At 72.5% G+C, this 19,441-nt stretch carries 15 protein-coding genes; 10 read left to right on the forward strand and 5 right to left on the reverse strand.

Annotation, left to right across the window (positions count from 1 at the left end; all coding sequences use genetic code 11):
• Nucleotides 1–48: 48 nt before the first annotated feature.
• The 3 genes from OHA58_RS19940 to OHA58_RS19950 form a co-directional block, all read right to left on the reverse strand.
• Entirely contained in the window at nucleotides 49–450 is a 402-nt protein-coding gene (locus OHA58_RS19940; protein ID WP_405480329.1) for a PPOX class F420-dependent oxidoreductase, read from the reverse strand.
• A gap of 99 nt (nucleotides 451–549) precedes the next feature.
• Complete coding sequence (serC, locus tag OHA58_RS19945; RefSeq protein WP_405480330.1) at nucleotides 550–1,668, reverse strand: phosphoserine transaminase; 1,119 nt, start codon at nucleotides 1,666–1,668, stop codon at nucleotides 550–552.
• A gap of 175 nt (nucleotides 1,669–1,843) precedes the next feature.
• Nucleotides 1,844–3,055: a cytochrome P450 gene (locus tag OHA58_RS19950; protein WP_405480331.1), complete on the reverse strand. Its 1,212-nt coding sequence runs from the start codon at nucleotides 3,053–3,055 to the stop codon at nucleotides 1,844–1,846.
• A 61-nt stretch (nucleotides 3,056–3,116) separates the two neighbouring features.
• On the opposite strand from OHA58_RS19950, the gene OHA58_RS19955 reads away from it, so the two are divergent.
• Nucleotides 3,117–6,062 carry an FAD-binding and (Fe-S)-binding domain-containing protein gene (locus OHA58_RS19955; protein WP_405480333.1) on the forward strand — a complete coding sequence of 982 codons (2,946 nt, stop codon included), beginning with the start codon at nucleotides 3,117–3,119 and terminating at the stop codon, nucleotides 6,060–6,062.
• Between the two features lie 33 nt (nucleotides 6,063–6,095).
• Here OHA58_RS19955 and OHA58_RS19960 read toward each other — a convergent pair whose 3' ends face one another.
• Entirely contained in the window at nucleotides 6,096–7,025 is a 930-nt protein-coding gene (locus OHA58_RS19960; protein WP_405480334.1) for a LysR family transcriptional regulator, read from the reverse strand.
• A gap of 237 nt (nucleotides 7,026–7,262) precedes the next feature.
• On the opposite strand from OHA58_RS19960, the gene OHA58_RS19965 reads away from it, so the two are divergent.
• From OHA58_RS19965 to OHA58_RS20000, 8 genes are all read left to right on the forward strand, one after another.
• Nucleotides 7,263–8,291, forward strand: a complete 1,029-nt coding sequence (locus OHA58_RS19965) for an EamA family transporter (RefSeq protein ID WP_405485056.1) — start codon at nucleotides 7,263–7,265, stop codon at nucleotides 8,289–8,291.
• 210 nt (nucleotides 8,292–8,501) lie between these two features.
• Nucleotides 8,502–9,296 carry a TIGR03084 family metal-binding protein gene (locus OHA58_RS19970; protein WP_405480335.1) on the forward strand — a complete coding sequence of 265 codons (795 nt, stop codon included), beginning with the start codon at nucleotides 8,502–8,504 and terminating at the stop codon, nucleotides 9,294–9,296.
• Entirely contained in the window at nucleotides 9,293–11,077 is a 1,785-nt protein-coding gene (locus OHA58_RS19975; protein ID WP_405480336.1) for an acyclic terpene utilization AtuA family protein, read from the forward strand. Before OHA58_RS19970 ends, OHA58_RS19975 begins: the two co-directional genes overlap by 4 nt.
• Nucleotides 11,074–12,672: an acyl-CoA carboxylase subunit beta gene (locus OHA58_RS19980; RefSeq protein ID WP_405480337.1), complete on the forward strand. Its 1,599-nt coding sequence runs from the start codon at nucleotides 11,074–11,076 to the stop codon at nucleotides 12,670–12,672. The genes OHA58_RS19975 and OHA58_RS19980 overlap by 4 nt, the downstream gene beginning before the upstream one ends.
• A gap of 17 nt (nucleotides 12,673–12,689) precedes the next feature.
• Nucleotides 12,690–14,549, forward strand: coding sequence for an acetyl/propionyl/methylcrotonyl-CoA carboxylase subunit alpha (locus OHA58_RS19985; protein ID WP_405485058.1), 1,860 nt, complete (start codon nucleotides 12,690–12,692; stop codon nucleotides 14,547–14,549).
• Entirely contained in the window at nucleotides 14,546–15,715 is a 1,170-nt protein-coding gene (locus tag OHA58_RS19990; RefSeq protein ID WP_405480339.1) for an acyl-CoA dehydrogenase family protein, read from the forward strand. The genes OHA58_RS19985 and OHA58_RS19990 overlap by 4 nt, the downstream gene beginning before the upstream one ends.
• Nucleotides 15,716–15,772: 57 nt before the next feature.
• Nucleotides 15,773–16,519, forward strand: a complete 747-nt coding sequence (locus OHA58_RS19995; RefSeq protein WP_405480340.1) for an enoyl-CoA hydratase family protein — start codon at nucleotides 15,773–15,775, stop codon at nucleotides 16,517–16,519.
• Nucleotides 16,507–17,109, forward strand: coding sequence for a TetR/AcrR family transcriptional regulator (locus tag OHA58_RS20000; protein ID WP_405480341.1), 603 nt, complete (start codon nucleotides 16,507–16,509; stop codon nucleotides 17,107–17,109). The genes OHA58_RS19995 and OHA58_RS20000 overlap by 13 nt, the downstream gene beginning before the upstream one ends.
• Before the next feature lie 76 nt (nucleotides 17,110–17,185).
• On the opposite strand, the gene OHA58_RS20005 is transcribed toward OHA58_RS20000, so the two are convergent.
• Entirely contained in the window at nucleotides 17,186–18,316 is a 1,131-nt protein-coding gene (locus OHA58_RS20005) for a citrate synthase 2 (protein ID WP_405480342.1), read from the reverse strand.
• A 459-nt stretch (nucleotides 18,317–18,775) separates the two neighbouring features.
• On the opposite strand from OHA58_RS20005, the gene pdxH reads away from it, so the two are divergent.
• Nucleotides 18,776–19,414, forward strand: a complete 639-nt coding sequence (gene pdxH, locus OHA58_RS20010) for a pyridoxamine 5'-phosphate oxidase (protein WP_405485060.1) — start codon at nucleotides 18,776–18,778, stop codon at nucleotides 19,412–19,414.
• Nucleotides 19,415–19,441 lie beyond the last annotated feature (27 nt).

The following is a 19,441-nucleotide window of genomic DNA, read 5'->3' on the forward strand; positions in this document are numbered from 1 at the left end:
CACCCGGGGCGGCCGGGCTGTCACTCGCCGATCGCTACGCGCCGACGGTCACTCCTCGAGGACCCGTACCTCGTAGTGCAGCGTCCTGTCCCGCTGCACCTTGTGCGCCAGCGGGACCGCGACGCCGTGCATCACCGGGTGCTTGTGGCGGAGGAGCTTCGCCGCGTGCTTCGCCTCCTCGCCGTCCTCGTCGAGGAGCCGGACCCGGGCCTTGAACTCGGAGCCCGTGGGGGCGCCGCGCACGGTCGAGGGGGCGATCTCCACCTCGGGGTTGTTGCGCATGCGCCTGACCTTCCACGCCTTGTAGGTGCGGAAGTACGCGTGGTCACCCTCGACGACGAGGTTCACGGGGGTGCCGACGCCCGTGCCGTCCTTCTTGTGCGACGTGAGCAGGACCGCGTACTGCTTGACCAGGGGTGCGAGCACTGGGCTCGTCGGTTCAGCCGTCATACCTCCGTGGAGGCACTCCGCGGGCGTTCTGTCACCCTCTACGCCGATGGGGCGCCCGGCGGAAGTGCCGGGCGCCCCATCCTCGTAGAACCGGTGCGACTAGAGCTTTTCGATCACGTAGTCGATGCACTTCGTCAGCGCCTCGACGTCCGCCGGGTCGATCGCCGGGAACATCGCGATGCGCAGCTGGTTGCGGCCCAGCTTGCGGTACGGCTCCGTGTCGACGATGCCGTTGGCACGCAGCACCTTGGCGACCGCGGCCGCGTCGATCTCGTCCGAGAAGTCGATCGTGCCGATGACCTGCGAACGCTTCGCCGCGTCCGTGACGAACGGCGTCGCGTACTTCGAGTCCTCGGCCCAGCCGTACAGGCGCGTCGAGGAGTCCTTGGTGCGGGCCGTCGTCCAGGCCAGACCGCCCTGGCTGTTCATCCACTCCAGCTGCTCACCGAGCAGGAACAGCGTCGCGAGCGCCGGGGTGTTGTACGTCTGGTTCTTGCGGGAGTTGTCGATCGCCGTCGGCAGCGAGAAGAACTCCGGGACGTGGCGGCCCGACGCGTGGATGCGCTCGGCGCGCTCCAGGGCGGCCGGCGAGAACGCCGCCAGCCACAGGCCGCCGTCCGAGGCGAACGACTTCTGCGGGGCGAAGTAGTAGACGTCCGTCTCGGCGATGTCGACGGGCAGGCCGCCGGCGCCGGAGGTCGCGTCCACCAGGACGAGGGCGCCCTCGTCGGCACCCGCCACGCGCTTGATCGGGGCGGCGACACCGGTGGAGGTCTCGTTGTGCGTGAGGCCGTACGCGTCGACGCCCGCCTCGGCCTGCGGCTCGGGGTGCGTGCCGGGCTCGGAGCTGATCACGGTCGGCTCGGCCAGCCACGGGGCCAGCTTCGAGGCCTTCGCGAACTTGGACGAGAACTCGCCGAAGTTCAGGTGCTGCGACTTGTTCTCGATCAGGCCGTGGGTCGCCACGTCCCAGAAGGCGGTGGAGCCGCCGTTGCCCAGGATCACCTCGTAGCCCTCGGGGAGCTGGAAGAGGTCCTTGACCCCTTCGCGCACCCGGCCGACCAGGTTCTTGACCGGGGCCTGGCGATGGGAGGTGCCGAGCAGGGACGTGCCGGTGGCGGCCAGGGCGTCCAGCGCCTCCGTACGCACCTTGGAGGGGCCCGCGCCGAAACGTCCGTCGGCGGGCTTGATGTCAGCGGGAATCTGGATCTCAGCCACGGGGCGAGCCTAGCGGCTCAGGGCACGCCGTCTTACCGGTGTCCGTCGGCTGAGACCGTTGCCCCACCCGGGGCGGACGTTGCGGGGCTCCGCCCCGGACCCCGCTCCTCAAACTCCCCAAGACTCCGTCCGGGGGGACCCACAAGGGGCTGGGACGGCGCTCCGGCGCGTCGAGTCAGCCGAACAGCCGTACCGGCAGTTCGAACAGGTCGTTCTGGGTCACCACCGGCTTGTGGCGCAGGGCCGTGGGCGGGACGGCGAGGGTGAGCTCGGGGAAGCGGGCGTACAGCGCGGGCAGCGCCACCGCCGCCTCCAGGCGGGAGAGCGCCGCGCCCGGGCACACGTGCGGGCCGTGGCCGAACGAGATGTGGCGGTTCGGGGAGTCGCGTGAGATGTCGAAGTCACCCGCGCTGGGGCCGTGGGCGGCCTCGTCCCGGCCGATCGCCCCGTACGACACGATCAGCGCGTCGCCCTTCGCGATCACCTTGTCGCCGACCGGTATGTCCTCGGCGGCGAAGCGGATCAGGACGTGCGACGTCGGTGTGGAGTAGCGCAGCGTCTCCTCGACCACGGCCTCCCACGGCACCTCACCGGAGAGGACCTGGGCGAGCTGCTCGGGGTGGGCGGACAGGTTCACCACGGCGTTGACGATCAGCGAGATCGTCGTCTCGTGGCCCGCCGCGACCATGAGCTGGAGTGTGGAGACGATCTCCTCGTCGGTGAGCCGGTCGCCGTCGTCGCCCGCCGCCAGGATCAGCGCGCTCGTCAGGTCGTCGCCGGGCTCGGCGCGCCGGGCCGCGACCGTGGCCGCCATGATCCCGGCCAGCTCCGTCAGTGTCGCGACGACCTCCGCCGGCGGGGTCTGCGTCGAGAAGAACTTCTCGAACAGGGCCTTCAGGCGGGGCAGCGCCGAGTCGTCGATGCCCATCAGGTCGGCGATCACGTACATGGGGAGGGGGTAGGCGAACGCGGCCTTGAGGTCGACGGTGGTGCCGTCCTTGGGCAGGGCGTCCAGGAGTTCCCCGGTGCGCCGCGCGATCCGGTCGCGCATCAGCTCCACCCGGCGGGGCGTGAGGGCCTGCGCGACGAGCGTGCGCAGTCTGCGGTGGTCCTCGCCGTCGACCGTCAGCATGGAACGGCCGGGGTTGGCGAGCCCGATGAGCGGCCAGTCGGCCGGGATCTCGCCGCGCCGCCACGCGTCCCACACCTCGATGTCCTTCACCAGGCGCCGGTCCGTGAGGAGTTGACGTGCCTCCGCGTGGTGCGTGACGGCCCATACGGGTACGCCGCCCGGCAGCTCGGCCTCGGCGAGGGGTCCCGCGGCGCGCAATGCGGCGCTCTCGGCGTCAAGGTCGGTGACGAACGGGTCGAGGGCTATGCGGGGCATGGGAATTGCTCCTGTCGTGGCGAACTGTTGTCGTTCCCGAGGGAGATGCATGCTGGGGGACATGGCTGCCACCGTGGGAAACCAGGACCCGGAAGGTATCGCGAGGGCGTTGCGCGGCGTCGTGCGCGGGGAGGTCGACTTCTCCGCGGCCGCGCGGGCCCTGATGACCATGGACGCGTCGAACTACCGGAGAGTTCCCGTCGGCGTCGTGGCGCCGCGCGACGCCGAGGACGTGGCGGCCGTGCTCGCGGTCTGCCGGGAGCACGGGGTGCCGGTCGTGGCGCGCGGGGGCGGTACGTCGATCGCCGGGCAGGCGACCGGGACGGGCGTCGTCATGGACTTCACGCGGCACATGAACCGGATTATGGACGTTGATCCGGACACGCGAACTGCCATGGTGCAGCCGGGAGTTGTGCTCGACCGGCTTCAGGAAGCGGGCGCGCCGCACGGTTTGCGGTTCGGGCCCGACCCGTCCACGCACAGTCGGTGCACGCTCGGCGGGATGATCGGGAACAACTCGTGCGGGTCGCATTCGGTGGCCTATGGAACGACAGCTGACAATATCTGTTCTCTGTCATCTGTTATCTGTCAATCCAACGGTGATATTCGTCAGCACACCCTGGCCCGTGGCTGGCAAGGCGCCCCCGACGCCCTCCGCCCGCTGATCGAGGGCGAGTTGGCGCTCCTGCGCACCGGATTCCCCGACCTGCCCCGCCGCATCTCCGGGTACGCCGCCGACGCCCTGCTTCCCGAGAACGGTGTCGACCTCGCCCGTTTCCTCTGCGGCACCGAAGGCACCCTCGGCATCGTCACCGAGGCGACCGTCCGGCTCGTCGAGGCGCCACGCGCGCGTGCCCTCGCGGTGCTCGCCTACGCCGACGAGAGCGCCGCCGCCGAGGCCGCCGCGGGGCTCCTGCCGCACAGGCCGCTCACCGTGGAGGGCATGGCCGCCGACCTCGTACGGGAACAGGCCGGCCTGCCGAAGGGCGGTGCCTGGCTGTTCGTCGAGACCGGCGGCGACACTGTGGCCCAGGCACGCGCGCACGCCGAGGCGATCGTGCGGGCCGCGGCCGACGGCACCACGGACTCCCTCATCGTCGACGACCCCGCGGGCCAGCGCGCCCTGTGGCGCATCCGCGAGGACGCCTCCGGTACCGCGACCCGCATGCCCGACGGCACCGAGGCGTGGCCCGGCTGGGAGGACTGTGCCGTGCCGCCCGCCCGCCTCGGCCCGTATCTGCGGGACTTCCGGGGGCTCCTGTCGCAGCACGGCCTGCGCGGCACCCCGTACGGACACTTCGGTGACGGCTGCATCCACGTACGCATCGACTTCGACCTGCTCAGCGAGACCGGCGTGCGGCGCTTCCGGCACTTCTCAGAGGATCTCGCCGAACTCGTCGTCGCGCACGGCGGATCGCTGTCCGGGGAGCACGGCGACGGACAGGCCCGCGCCGAACTCCTGCCGAAGATGTACGGGCCCGAGCTGGTGGACCTCTTCGGGCGGATCAAGGACGTGTGGGACCCGGACGGCCTCCTCAATCCCGGGGTCCTCGTGCGCCCCGCCCGCCTCGACGAGAACCTGCGCTTCGCCGTACTGCCGCGCGGCCCCGTCGACGTCGAGTTCGCCTACCCGCACGACGGCGGCGACTTCTCCGCCGCCGTACGCCGCTGCGTGGGCGTCGCCAAGTGCCGTACGGAATCGGCCCCTTCAGGTGGCGTCATGTGCCCGTCGTTCCGGGTGACCGGCGAGGAGGCGCACTCCACGCGCGGGCGCGCGCGCCTGCTGCACGAGATGCTCGCCGGCGAGGTGGTCACAGACGGCTGGCAGTCCACGGAGGTACGGGACGCGCTCGACCTGTGCCTGTCGTGCAAGGGGTGCCGTACGGACTGTCCGGTCGGCGTCGACATGGCCACGTACAAGGCGGAGTTCCTGCACCACCACTACGAAGGCCGCAGGCGGCCCGCGGCGCACTACTCCATGGGGTGGCTGCCGCGCTGGCTGCGGCTCGTGCAGCACGCGCGCGCGGCGGGCGTCGTCAACACCCTCGCGCGGGTGGGGCCGTTGGCCGCTCTCGGCAAGCGGCTCGGCGGGATCGCCTCGGAGCGGAGGATTCCGCGGGTGGCCCCCGAGACGTTCAGCGCGTGGTGGCGGCGGGATCTGCGGCGAAGGGTGCAAGTGGCCCGGCGGGGCGGTGCGGCACGGTTCGGCGGCGACGGGCCCGAGGTGGTCCTGTGGCCGGACACGTTCACGGAGCACCTCGCGCCGCAGGTCGGACGGGCCGCCGTGCGGGTCCTCGAAGAGGCGGGGCTCTCCGTCCTGCTGCCCCCGACGCGTGTCTTCGACTACAGGCCGGACGGTCTCGCGGCGGTCGCCGGGCTCCTCCCGTCGCGCCGCGGCCGCGTCTGCTGCGGCCTCACCTACGTCTCCACGGGCCAGCTCGACCGCGCCCGCGCCGTCCTGCACCGCACCCTCGACCTGATGCGGCCGGTCATCGGCTCGGGCCTGCCCGTCGTCGTCCTGGAGCCGAGCTGTGCCGCCGCGCTGCGCACCGACCTGCCGGAGCTGCTGCCGGACGAGCCGCGCGCCCGGCTCCTCGCCGACTCGGTCCTCACGTTCGCCGAGGCCCTGGAGCGGTTCGCCCCGCACTGGGACCCGCCCCGTGTCGACCGCCCCGCCGTCGGCCAGACCCACTGCCACCAGCACGCGGTCCTCGGCGACGCCGCCGAGCGCCGCCTGCGCGAACGGGCGGGCCTGGAGGGCGAGTTGAGCGGCGGCTGCTGCGGCCTCGCGGGCAACTTCGGCTTCGAGGAGGGGCATTACGACGTGTCGGTGGCCTGCGCGGAGGAGCAGCTTCTGCCGGCCGTCCGCGCCGCCGACGACGGGGCGGTGGTCCTCGCGGACGGCTTCTCGTGCCGCACGCAGCTGGAGCAGCTGGAGCGGGAAGGGGGCCGGCCGGGGCGGCACCTGGCGGAGGTCCTCGCGGAGGCGCTGGGGATCACTCCGTAGGGCGCGTTCCGTCGGACGGCACGACCTCCTGCGTCACTCCGTAGGGCGCGTTCCGTCGGACGGCACGACTTCATGGGCGAGTTCGACCAGGTCCCGTACGGCAGGGTGGCGTGGTCCGTCGCGCCAGGCGAGGACGACGGGCAGGTCGGGGGCGTCGGTCAGCGGGACGTAGACGACGCCCGGGTGCGGGTGCATGCCGGGAGTGGCCGTCGTCGTGACGCCCACCGCGCGGTCGGCCGCGATGGCCGCGAGCCAGTCGTCCGTGTTCGCCACGGTGATCGTCGCGGTGGGCCGGGCGGCGGGCGGCCAGAGGTCGAGGGCGGTGGTGCCGGAGACGGTGTTCACGGCGATGGTGTGGCCGGAGAGGTCGGCGAGGGTGAGCGTGCCGCGCGCGGCGAGGGGGCTGTCGGACGGTACGGCCGCGACCCGGCTCTCCGTGTGCAGGAGCTCGGTGACCAGGCCCGGCGCGTCCACGGGCCCGCGCAGCAGCGCGACGTCGACGGCGCCGCGGGTCAGTCCGGCCGTGCGGTCGTCGATGCGCAGGAGTTCGAGCGGCACGTCGGGGTACCGCTCGCGCCAGCGCCGCAGCAGGGGCGTGGTGTACGGGCCCACCGCCGACCAGGCGTGCCCGAGCCGCAGCGGGCGCCGCACGGCGCGGACGGAGTCCAGGGCGTCCTCGAACGCGGCGACGGCGGCCGCCGCGCTCTCCTGGAACGCGCGCCCTTCGGCGGTCAGGGCGAGGTGGTGGGTGGAGCGGTCGACGAGCCGTACGCCGAGCGCGTCCTCGAGGGTCGCGAGGGTGCGCGAGACGGCGGGCTGGGTGAGGCGGAGTCGGGCGGCGGCGCGTGTGACGTTGCCCTCCTCGGCGATGGCGAGGAAGCAGCGCAGATGGCGCAGCTCCAGCGAGTGGAGGGCATACGGACCGCTCATGCCTGCGGAGCATAACGGGAGCACAGTCGGCATTTCACGGACCGTGCGCGGCGGTCTTAGCGTGGCAGGAGGGCTTGCGTCGCGCTGCACGTGCAGGCGCTGGAACGTCAGCCGTAAAAGGGGTCCACGATCATGACGTGGTGTACTACCTTGGACGGTGAAGTCCACCCTATTGAACTGTGGCGGGGTGGCGGTGAAAGGGAAGGCTCAGACGTGAACGTCTCACGGACCGACCGGGCGGCGACCGGCGCCGACGCGGCGGCCGCCGCACTGGTGCAGCCGGAGGCCGCGGTGGCGCAGCCGGAGGTGGCGGGCGCTCCCGCCGCACCCGAGGGCGCCGCATTGAACGGCTCCCGCTGGGGCGCGCTCGGCCCGGTCGGACTCGTGCTCGGCGGCTGTGTGTCGGTGCAGTTCGGCGCGGCCGTCGCGGTCACTCTGATGCCACGCGCCGGTGCGGTCGGCGTGGTCACCCTGCGGCTCTTGTTCGCCGCGATCGTGCTGCTCATCGTGTGCCGGCCGAAGCTGCGCGGCCACTCGCGCGCCGACTGGGGCACCGTCGTCGCCTTCGGCGTCGCCATGGGCGGCATGAACATGCTCTTCTACCAGGCGGTGGAGCGGATCCCCCTGGGCCCGGCCGTCACCCTGGAGGTGCTCGGCCCGCTCGCCCTGTCGGTCTTCGCCTCCCGCCGCCTGGTCAACGCCGTCTGGGCCGGCCTCGCGCTCTGCGGCGTCTTCCTCCTCGGCGGGGGCGGCTTCGGCGGACTCGACCTGGTCGGCGCAGCCTTCGCCGTCTCGGCGGGCGGCATGTGGGCGGCGTACATCATCTTCAGCGCCCGTACGGGGCGCAGGTTCCCGCAGGCGGACGGGCTCGCCCTCGCGATGGCGGTCGCGGCCGTGCTCTGCCTGCCGCTCGGCATCGCGGAGTCCGGCTCGAAGCTCGTCGTGCCGACGACGCTGGCCCTCGGCGCGGCCGTCGCCGTCATGTCCTCGGTCCTCCCGTACACCCTCGAACTCCTCGCGCTGCGCCGCATGCCCGCGTCCACCTTCGCGGTCATGATGAGTCTCGAACCGGCCATCGCCGCGCTCGCCGGATTCCTCATCCTCGACCAGGCCATGTCCGCCCTCGGCGCCCTGGCGATCGCCCTGGTCATCGCGGCCAGCATCGGCGCGGTGCGCACACAGGTGGGCCGGGGGCGGGCGAAGATGCCCGAGCCGCAGGCCAAGAAGGTGCCCGCGCCGGAGGCGAAGAAGGTGCCCGCGCCGGAGGCCAAGAGAGTGCCCGCGCCGGAGACCAAGTAGGTCGGAGCAGGCCGAAGTAGGCCGAGCGTCAGGCTGGTTGACGTGCGGGTGCGGCGGACGTCGGTGGAGGGCTGAGCAGAGCCCCCGACGTCCGCCGCACCCGTTTTGCATCGCCACCCCCTGGCCAATTTTCATACAAGCACGCTTGATTGTTTCTCCGGGCACTGCCATGCTCCGGGGCACGCCGTCGTGCCCTGAGGGGAGCGCATCGTGTCCGACCCGTTGGCCGTGCTCGAGGATCTGCGCAGTGAGAGCGCCGAACTCGACCGGATCGTCAGTGAGTTGAGCGAGGACCGATGGGCCCTCGCCACGCCGGCCCCCGGCTGGAGCGTGGCCCACCAGATCGCGCATCTGGCCTGGACCGACCACTCCGCCCTGCTCGCCGTCACGGACGCAGACGCGTTCGCCGCCCTCGTGCGGGACGCCGTCGCCGCGCCCGACGCCTTCGTCGACGCGGGGGCGGAGGAGGGCGCCGCGCTGCCGCCCGCCGAACTGCTCGCCCGCTGGCGCGCGGGCCGCGAGGAACTGCTCCGGGCCCTGGTCGCCGCCCCCGCGGGAACGCGTTTCCCCTGGTACGGGCCACCCATGTCGGCCGCCTCCATGGCGACGGGACGCCTCATGGAGACCTGGGCCCACGGACAGGACGTGGCCGACGCGCTGGGCGTCGAACGGGGGCCCAGCGACCGGCTGCGGCATGTGGCCCGCATCGGGATCCGGGCCCGCGACTTCGCCTTCGCCGTACGCGGGCAGACCCCGCCCGCCGAGGAGTTCCGCGTCGAACTGACCGCCCCCTCCGGCGACCTGTGGACGTACGGGCCCGAGGACGCGGCGCAGCGCGTGACGGGATCCGGGCTCGACTTCTGCCTGCTGGTGACGCAGCGGGCGCACCGCGACGACGTCGACGTACGGGCCGAAGGCGCCGACGCCGACCGGTGGCTGGACATCGCCCAGGCCTTCGCGGGACCGCCGGGACCGGGGCGTGAGGCGAAGGGGGCCGGGCGGTGACCGAGGACGTACTGCGCATAGGCAACGCCTCCGGCTTCTACGGCGACCGCTTCGACGCCCTGCGCGAGATGCTCGAAGACGGCCCCCTCGACGTCCTGACCGGCGACTACCTCGCCGAACTGACCATGCTCATCCTGGGCCGCGACCGCCTGAAGGACCCCGCACGCGGCTACGCCCGCACGTTCCTGCGCCAGCTGGAGGAGACCCTCGGCCCGGCGCTCGACCGGGGCGTGCGGATCGTCGCGAACGCGGGCGGGCTCAACCCGGCCGGACTCGCCGACGCCGTACGGGAGTTGGCGGACCGGCTCGGCCTCCACGCGTGCGTGGCGCACGTCGAGGGCGACGACCTCTCCCCGGGTGGGCGCTTCCCGGGCGCCCTCACCGCCAACGCCTACCTCGGCGGCGCCGGGATCACCGCCTGTCTCGCCGCCGGCGCCGACATCGTGGTCACCGGCCGCGTCACCGACGCCGCCCTGGTCACCGGGCCCGCGGCCTGGCGCTTCGGGTGGGAGCAGGACGCGTACGACCGGCTCGCGGGGGCCGTCGTCGCCGGGCACATCCTGGAGTGCGGGACCCAGGCGACGGGCGGCAACTACTCCCGCTTCGCCGGGCGGGCCCGCGACCTGCGGCGCCCCGGCTTCCCCCTCGCCGAACTCCACGCGGACGGCTCCTGCGTCATCACCAAGCACCCCGGCACGGGCGGGCTCGTGACCGTGGGGACGGTGACGGAACAGCTCCTCTACGAGACCGGCGGCGCCCGGTACGCCGGACCCGACGTGACGGCGAGGCTGGACACCGTACGGCTCACGCAGGAGGCCCCGGACCGCGTCCGCGTCGACGGAGTACGCGGCGAGGCCCCGCCCCCCACCCTCAAGGTCGGCCTCAACCGGCTCGGCGGCTTCCGCAACGAGGTCGTGTTCGTGCTGACCGGTCTCGACATCGAGGCCAAGGCGGCGCTCGTACGGGAGCAGATGGACGAGGCGTTCGACCGTGCCAAGTCCCGCCCCGCGCAGGTGACGTGGGAGCTGGCGCGCACGGATCGGGCGGACGCGGACACCGAGGAGACCGCGAGCGCGCTGCTGCGGCTCGTCGTCCGGGACGGCGACGCGGACGCGGTGGGCCGCACCCTCAGCAGCGCCGCGATCGAGCTGGCCCTCGGCAGCTACCCCGGCTTCCACGTGACGGCCCCGCCGGGCAAGGGCGCGCCGTATGGGGTGTTCGAGGCGGCGTACGCGGACCGGGCTGACGTCGAACACGTGGCCGTACTGCCGGACGGTGAGCGGAAGTTGATCACGTACGACGGCCCTACACGCGCGCTGACGGACGTGGAAGAACCACCCCTGCCCGCACCTCTGCCACCCGGCCCCACCCGGCGCGCCCCCCTCGGCCTCGTCGCGGGCGCCCGCAGCGGCGACAAGGGCGGGGACGCGAATGTGGGGGTGTGGGTGAGCGGGAGCGAGGGCTTGGACGGTGACTGGGCCGGAGCCGGAGCCGGAGCCGGAGCCGGAGCCGGAGCCGGAGCCGGAGCCGGAGCCGGGGATGAGGCATGGCGGTGGCTCGTCCATGAACTGACAGCTGACAGATTTCAGAGTCTGATATCTGAAAGTCGTCATCTGACAGTTGTCCGGCACGTGCTGCCCAACCTCCGCGCCCTCAACTTCACCATCACCGGCCTCCTCGGTCAGGGCGTCGCCTCCCAGCACCGTTTCGATCCTCAGGCCAAGGGGCTCGGCGAGTGGCTGCGCTCCCGTCATCTGGACATACCGGAGGTGCTCCTGTGACCGTTCTCGCCTCGGCCCTGGACGTCGGCGGTGCCGACTTCGCCGCTCACCGCGAGGCCATGCTCGGCAAGCTCGACGCGCTCGACGCCGAGCACGCCAAGGCGCTCGCGGGCGGTGGTGAGAAGTACGTCCAACGGCACCGCAAGCGCGGCAAGTTGCTCGCCCGCGAACGTATCGAGCTGCTCCTCGACCCCGATACTCCCTTCCTCGAACTCTCCCCCCTCGCGGCCTGGGGCAGTGACTACACCGTCGGCGCCTCCCTCGTCACCGGCATCGGGGTCGTCGAGGGCGTCGAGTGCCTGGTCACCGCGAACGATCCGACGGTGCGCGGCGGAGCCAGTAACCCGTGGTCCCTGAAGAAGGCCCTGCGCGCCAACGAGATCGCGTTCGCCAACCGGCTGCCCTGCATCAGCCTCGTCGAGTCCGGCGGCGCCGACCTGCCGTCCCAGAAGGAGATCTTCATCCCGGGCGGCGGCATCTTCCGCGACATCACGCGCCTCTCCGCCGCCGGGATCCCCACCGTCGCCGTCGTCTTCGGCAACTCCACCGCCGGCGGCGCGTACATCCCCGGCATGTCCGACCACGTGATCATGGTCAAGGAGCGGGCGAAGGTCTTCCTCGGCGGGCCGCCCCTGGTGAAGATGGCGACCGGCGAGGAGAGCGACGACGAGTCGCTCGGCGGTGCCGAGATGCACGCCCGTACGTCCGGGCTCGCCGACTACTTCGCGCTCGACGAGCGGGACGCGATCCGGCAGGCCCGCCGCGTCGTCGCCCGCCTCAACCACCGCAAGGCGTACGGGGATCCACAGCTTGCGGAGCCGCCCAAGTACGACAGCGACGAGCTCCTCGGCATCGTGCCCGGTGACCTCAAGGTCCCCTTCGATCCGCGCGAGGTCATCGCGCGGATCGTGGACGGCTCCGACTTCGACGAGTTCAAGCCGCTGTACGGGTCGAGCCTCACGACCGGCTGGGCGTCGCTGCACGGCTATCCGGTCGGCATCCTCGCCAACGCGCAGGGGGTCCTGTTCAGCGAGGAGTCGCAGAAGGCCGCCCAGTTCATCCAGCTCGCCAACCAGCGCGACATCCCCCTCCTGTTCCTGCACAACACCACGGGCTACATGGTCGGCAAGGAGTACGAGCAGGGCGGCATCATCAAGCACGGCTCGATGATGATCAACGCCGTCAGCAACAGCTGTGTGCCGCACCTGTCCGTCCTCATGGGCGCCTCCTACGGCGCCGGGCACTACGGGATGTGCGGGCGGGCTTTCGACCCCCGCTTCCTGTTCGCCTGGCCGAGCGCCAAGTCGGCCGTGATGGGGCCGCAGCAGCTCGCCGGTGTCCTGTCGATCGTGGCCCGCCAGTCCGCCGCTGCCAAGGGGCAGCCGTATGACGACGAGGCGGACGCCGCGCTGCGGGCCATGGTGGAGCAGCAGATCGAGTCCGAGTCCCTGCCGATGTTCCTTTCCGGGCGGCTGTACGACGACGGGGTCATCGACCCGCGCGACACCCGGACCGTGCTCGGCCTGTGCCTGTCCGCGATCCACACGGCGCCCGTGGAGGGCGCGCGCGGTGGATTCGGCGTGTTCCGGATGTGAGGCCCATGACCACGCGAATGATCACCTCTGTACTCGTCGCCAACCGCGGCGAGATCGCCTGCCGCGTCTTCCGTACCTGCGCCGAGCTGGGCATCCGGACCGTCGCCGTGTACTCGGACGCCGACGAGGACGCCCTCCACGCGCGCGTGGCCGATGCCGCCGTACGGCTGCCCGGGGCGTCGCCCGCCGAGACGTATCTGCGCGGCGACCTGATCGTGAAGGCGGCCCTGACCGCGGGCGCGGACGCCGTGCACCCCGGGTACGGGTTCCTGTCCGAGAACGCCGACTTCGCGCGGGCCGTCGCCGACGCGGGCCTGATCTGGATCGGCCCGCCGCCCGAGGCGATCGAGGCCATGGCGTCCAAGACGCGCGCCAAGGAGCTCATGGGCGTCGAGCCCCTGAAGACCGGTGACCTCACGGCGGGAGACCTGCCCGTGCTCGTGAAGGCGGCGGCCGGTGGTGGCGGGCGCGGCATGCGCGTCGTACGTGAACTGGCCGACCTGGACGAGCAGTTGGCCGCCGCCGGCGCGGAGGCGCTGAGTGCCTTCGGAGACGGTGAGGTGTTCGTCGAGCCGTACATCGAGGGCGGCCGGCATGTCGAGGTGCAGGTCATGGCCGACGCGCACGGCACCGTGTGGGCGCTCGGCACCCGTGACTGCTCGCTCCAGCGGCGCCATCAGAAGGTCATCGAGGAGGCGCCCGCACCCGGTCTCACACCTGAACTCGAAACGTCTCTGGGGGAGATGGCCGTGCGGGCCGCTCGCGCCACCGACTACCGGGGCGCCGGGACCGTCGAGTTCCTCGTCGCCGGCGGCAAGGCGCACTTCCTGGAGATGAACACCCGCCTCCAGGTCGAACACCCCGTCACCGAAGCCGTGTTCGGCGTCGACCTCGTGGCGCTGCAACTGCGTGTCGCCGAGGGCGAGCCCCTGGACGAGGAGCCGCCCACCGCGCGAGGCCACTCGGTCGAGGCCCGTCTGTACGCGGAGGACCCGGCCGCCGGCTGGGCCCCGCAGACCGGCACGCTGCACCGGCTGTCCGTCCCGGAGGCCGTACGCCTGGACACCGGGTTCACCGACGGCGACCCGATCGGGGTGCACTACGACGCGATGCTCGCCAAGGTCGTCGCACACGCGCCGACCCGCGCCGAGGCCCTGCGCAAGCTGGCGGGCGCCCTGGAGCGGGCCGTCGTGCACGGCCCGGTCACCAACAGGGAGCTGCTCGTACGGTCGCTGCGGCACGACGAGTTCATCGCGGGCGGCGCGGACACCGGGTTCTACGACCGGCATCTGGCCGCGCTCACGGCGCCGAGCCCGGACCCGTACGCGCCGCTCGCAGCGGCCCTCGCGGACGCGCACGGCCGGTCCCGGTTCGGCGGCTGGCGCAATGTGGCGTCGCAGCCGCAGGTCAAGCACTACCGCACCGAACCCGACGGGATCGAGCACGAGGTCCGCTACCGGCACACCCGCGACGGTCTGGCCGCGGACGGTGTACGTGTCGTCCGCGCGACGCCGGCGCTCGTCGTGCTCGAAGTGGACGGCGTGGTGCGGAAGTTCGACGTCGCGGCCCACGGGGAGCGCGTGTACGTGAACGGTGCCGCACTCACCGCCCTGCCCCGCCTCCCCGAGCCCGTCGCACGCCAGGAGCCGGGATCCCTGCTCGCGCCCATGCCCGGCACCGTCGTCCGGCTCGCCGAAGGCCTCGCCGAAGGCGTCACGGTCGCCGCGGGAGCGCCCCTCATCTGGCTGGAGGCGATGAAGATGGAGCACCGCATCACCGCTCCCGCCTCCGGCACGCTCACCGCCCTGCACGCCGCGCCCGGCCGCCAGGTCGAGGTCGGCGCCCTGCTCGCCGTCGTACAGGAGGATCAGTCATGAACGCTCCCGTCCTCGAATCCGAGGAGCACCAGGCCCTGCGCTCCGCCGTCGCCGCTCTCGGCAGCCGCTTCGGACGCGACTACATGACCCGCGTCGTCCGCGAGGAGGGCCACCCCGAGGAGCTGTGGGCGGAGGCCGCGAAGCTCGGGTACCTGGGCGTGAACCTGCCCGAAGAGTACGGCGGCGGGGGCGGCGGCATGTACGAACTGTCGCTGGTCCTTGAGGAGTTGGGTGCCTCCGGGGCGCCCTTGCTGATGATGGTCGTGTCGCCCGCGATCTGCGGCACCGTCATCTCCCGCTTCGGTACGCCGGAGCAGAAGGCGGCCTGGCTGCCGGGTCTCGCCGACGGCAGCCGCACGATGGCGTTCGGGATCACCGAGCCCGACGCGGGCTCCAACTCGCACCGCATCACCACCACCGCCCGCCGCGACGGGGACAGCGGCGACTGGATCCTGTCCGGGCGCAAGGTCTTCGTGTCCGGCGTCGACATAGCCGACGCCACCCTCATCGTGGGCCGTACCGAGGACGCGCGCACCGGCAGCCTCAAGCCGTGCCTGTTCATCGTCCCGCGCGACGCCGAGGGCTTCGGGCGGCGGCAGATCGACATGGAACTCCAGGCGCCGGAGAAGCAGTTCGAGCTCGTCCTCGACGACGTACGGCTCCCGGCCGACGCGCTCGTCGGCGACGAGGACGCCGGCCTGCTCCAGCTGTTCGCGGGCCTCAACCCCGAGCGCATCATGACGGCCGCGTTCGCGATCGGCATGGGCCGCTTCGCGCTGGCCAGGGCCGTCGGGTACGCGAAGGAACGCAGCGTCTGGAAGTCGCCCATCGGCGCCCACCAGGCCATCGCGCACCCGCTCGCGCAGGCCCACATCGAGCTGGAGACGGCCCGCCTGATGATGCAGAAGGCGGCCCATCTGTACGACGCGGGCGACGACATCGGGGCGGGCGAGGCCGCGAACATGGCCAAGTACGCGGCAGCGGAGGCCTGTGTGCGGGCCGTCGACCAGGCGGTGCACACGCTGGGCGGCAACGGGCTCACCCGCGAGTTCGGCCTCGCCTCGCTCATCACGGCGTCCCGCGTGGCCCGCATCGCGCCCGTGAGCCGGGAAATGATCCTGAACTACGTGTCCCACCAGACCCTGGGACTGCCCAAGTCGTACTGACGACGTCGTAAAAAGATCCTCGGGAAAGATCCTCCGCCGACAGCTCCGGGAGACATCGTGAGCACTGAAAAGACCCTGGTCCACTCCTCGCACGAGCGCGGGATCACCACCCTCACCCTCGACTCCCCGGCCAACCGCAACGCTCTCTCGGCCGCACTCGTCGCCGAGCTGGCGGAGGCGCTCACGGCGTGCGGCAAGGACGCCGCCGTACGGGCCGTCGTCCTCACCCACACCGGCAACACGTTCAGCGCGGGCGCCGACCTGAAGTCCCCGCCCCCGCCCGAGGCCCTGGTCGCGCTCCTGCGGCAGATCGTCGCGCTCGACCGGCCCGTCGTCGCGCGGATCGCCGGGCATGTGCGCGCGGGCGGGCTCGGCCTGCTCGGGGCCTGCGACATCTCGGCCGCCTCGCACGCCGCCTCGTTCGCGTTCACCGAGGTCCGCATAGGGGTCGCGCCCGCCGTCATCTCGCTGCCCCTGCTCCCGCGCACCGACCCGCGCGCCGTCGCCCGCTACTACCTGACGGGCGAGCGCTTCGACGCGGCGGAAGCGGTCCGCATCGGGCTCCTGACGACGGCGGGCGACGACGTCGACGCCGCCCTCGCCCCCGTCCTCGACGGGCTGCGCAGGTCGTCCCCGCAGGGCCTGACCGAGACGAAACGGCTGCTCACGGCTAAGGTGCTGGAGGCCTTCGACCGGGACGCGGTCGACCTGAGCGCGCTCTCGGCCCGGCTGTTCTCCTCCGCACAGGCAAGCGAAGGGATGACGGCCTTCCTCGAACGACGGGATCCCGCATGGGTGCTGTGACCTCATCCGGTACGGCGGTGGAGCGCGCCCCCAAACAGGACCGCAGCCGCGCCACCCGCCGGCGGCTCCTCGAAGCGGCCGTGTCGTGCCTCGCCGAACACGGCTGGTCGGGCTCCACGGTCTCCGTCGTCGCCGAACGGGCCGGGGTCTCGCGCGGCGCCGCGCAGCACCACTTCCCGACCCGCGAGGACCTGTTCACGGCCGCCGTCGAGTACGTCGCCGAGGAGCGCTCGACCGCGCTGCGCGCCCTGCGCCCCCGCGGCCGCACCGAGGTCGTCGCCGCCCTCGTGGACCTCTACACGGGCCCGCTGTTCCGGGCCGCCCTGCACCTGTGGGTGGCGGCGTCGAACGAGCCGCAGCTGGGCGGCCGCGTCACCGAACTGGAGGCCCGCGTCGGCCGTGAGACCCACCGCATCGCCGTGGAGCTCCTGGCCGCCGACGAGTCGCGCCCCGGCGTCCGCGAGACCGTGCAGGGGCTCCTCGACATGGCGCGCGGCCTCGGCCTCGCGAACCTCCTCACCGACGACGGGCCGCGCCGCGAGCGGGTCGTCGCGCAGTGGGCGGCGATTCTGGACGGGGCGCTGGGGTGACCCGGGGCAGGTGACGCATGGCAACGGCGCCGCACGGAAATCCGTGCGGCGCCGCTCGCTCTGCCGAGGGCGCTGCTCAGCCCGACATCTCCCCGTACCCCTCGATGTCGCGCGGGTCGCGGGTGCCCGGCCCGATGTAGCGGGCCGAGGGGCGTACGAGGCGGCCCGTGCGCTTCTGTTCCAGGATGTGCGCCGACCAGCCGGCCGTGCGGGCGCACGTGAACATCGACGTGAACATGTGCGCCGGGACCTCCGCGAAGTCCAGCATGATCGCCGCCCAGAACTCCACGTTCGTCGCCAGGACCCGGTCGGGCCTGCGGGCGTGCAGCTCCGCGAGGGCCGCCTTCTCCAGTGCCTCGGCGATCTCGAAGCGCGGGGCGCCCAGCTCGCGGGCCGTGCGCCGCAGCACGCGCGCGCGGGGGTCCTCGGCGCGGTACACGCGGTGCCCGAAGCCCATGAGGCGCTCGCCCTTGTCGAGCGCCCGCCGTACGTACGCCTCCGCGTTGCCGGTGCGCTCGATCTCCTCGATCATGCCGAGGACGCGGGAGGGCGCGCCGCCGTGCAGGGGGCCCGACATGGCGCCGACGGCGCCCGAAAGAGCGGCCGCGACATCGGCGCCCGTGGAGGCGATGACGCGCGCGGTGAACGTGGAGGCGTTCATGCCGTGCTCGGCGGCGCTCGTCCAGTACGCGTCGACGGCGGCGACATGCTTCGGGTCGGGCTCGCCGCGCCAGCGCTTCATGAACCGCTCGACGACGGTGTCCGCCTTGTCGATCTCGCGCTGCGGCACCATCGGCCTGCCCTGCCCGCGGGCCGACTGGGCGACGTACGAGAGGGCCATGACGGCGGCGCGGGCGAGGTCCTCGCGGGCCTGCGCCTCGTCGATGTCGAGCAGCGGTTTCAGGCCCCACACGGGCGCGAGCATGGCGAGCGCGGACTGTACGTCGACGCGGATGTCGCCGGAGTGGACGGGGATGGGGAACGGCTCGGCGGGCGGCAGGCCCGGGTTGAAGGCCCCGTCGACGAGCAGGCCCCAGACATTGCCGAACGAGACCTGGCCGACCAGATCCTCGATGTCGACGCCCCGGTACCGCAGGGCGCCGCCCTCCTTGTCCGGTTCGGCGATCTCCGTCTCGAACGCGACGACTCCCTCGAGGCCGGGCACGAAGCCGGGGGCACTGCCGGGGTCAAGGCCGGGGTCGGACATCAGGCGGCTCCTCTGAATGTGTACGACTCTGCGTGTAGTACGACTCTGCGTGTGTACGGCTCTGCGTGTGTACGGCTCTGCGTGTGTACGACGGAGGACCGCGGTGGTCGTGTGCGGTCCGCATGGGCGTAATGGTTCTGCGGCGGTATTCGCCGGAATGCTCCGGGCTGTACTGGCTCGTTCCGGCCCGTCCGGCCTGTCCGGAACCGCGGTGGTGGCGCGGCTCCGGGGGCTCACGGGCCGGATCGGTCACCCCGGTGATGCCCCGTTCGGCAGGCGGTCACCCAACCGAAGGGGCGGCGGGACCGACGACGATATCCGCTGGTGCCACCCTTGGGGAGAGTGCGCGGCACTCAGTGCCACTCAGTGATGAACTCCACGCGGCCGACTGCCCCACGCGTACGGCAGGATGACCGCGTGAGCGACCACGACCACCACGCACCCCAGAACCCCGCCGTCATGCGCGCGCAGTACCGCCTGCCGGGTGAGGGACTCCTGGAGGAGGACGTCCCCGCGCGCCCGATGGAACTGTTCGAGCTCTGGTTCAACGAGGCCACGCGGGCGCGCGGCGTCCTGTACGAGCCGAACGCGATGGTGGTCTCCACGGCGGACGCGGCCGGCCGGCCGAGCTCGCGCACCGTGCTCCTCAAGGCCTACGACGACCGGGGCTTCGTCTTCTACACGAACTACGGCTCCCGCAAGGCCCGCGACCTGGCGGCGAACCACGAGATCGCGCTGCTCTTCCCCTGGCACCCGATGGCCCGCCAGGTCATCGTCTCCGGCACCGTCGCCCACACGAGCCGCGAGGAGACGGCCGCGTACTTCCGCTCCCGCCCGCGCGGCTCCCAGCTCGGCGCGTGGGCCAGCGCCCAGTCGCAGGTCCTCACCTCGCGCGCCGAACTCGACACCGCGTACGCCGAACTCGCCGAGCGCTACCCGGAGGGCGAGAAGATCCCGGTGCCCGACCACTGGGGCGGCTTCCGCGTCACCCCGCGCACGGTCGAGTTCTGGCAGGGCCGCGAGAACCGCCTCCACGACAGGCTGCGCTACGTACGCGAGCCGTCCGGCGCCTGGCGCGTAGAACGCCTCGGCCCCTGATCCCCCGGGTCCGCCGCTACAAGGCTG

The sequence above is a fragment of the Streptomyces sp. NBC_00009 genome (assembly GCF_045040855.1).
Lineage (GTDB): Bacteria > Actinomycetota > Actinomycetes > Streptomycetales > Streptomycetaceae > Streptomyces > Streptomyces aureus.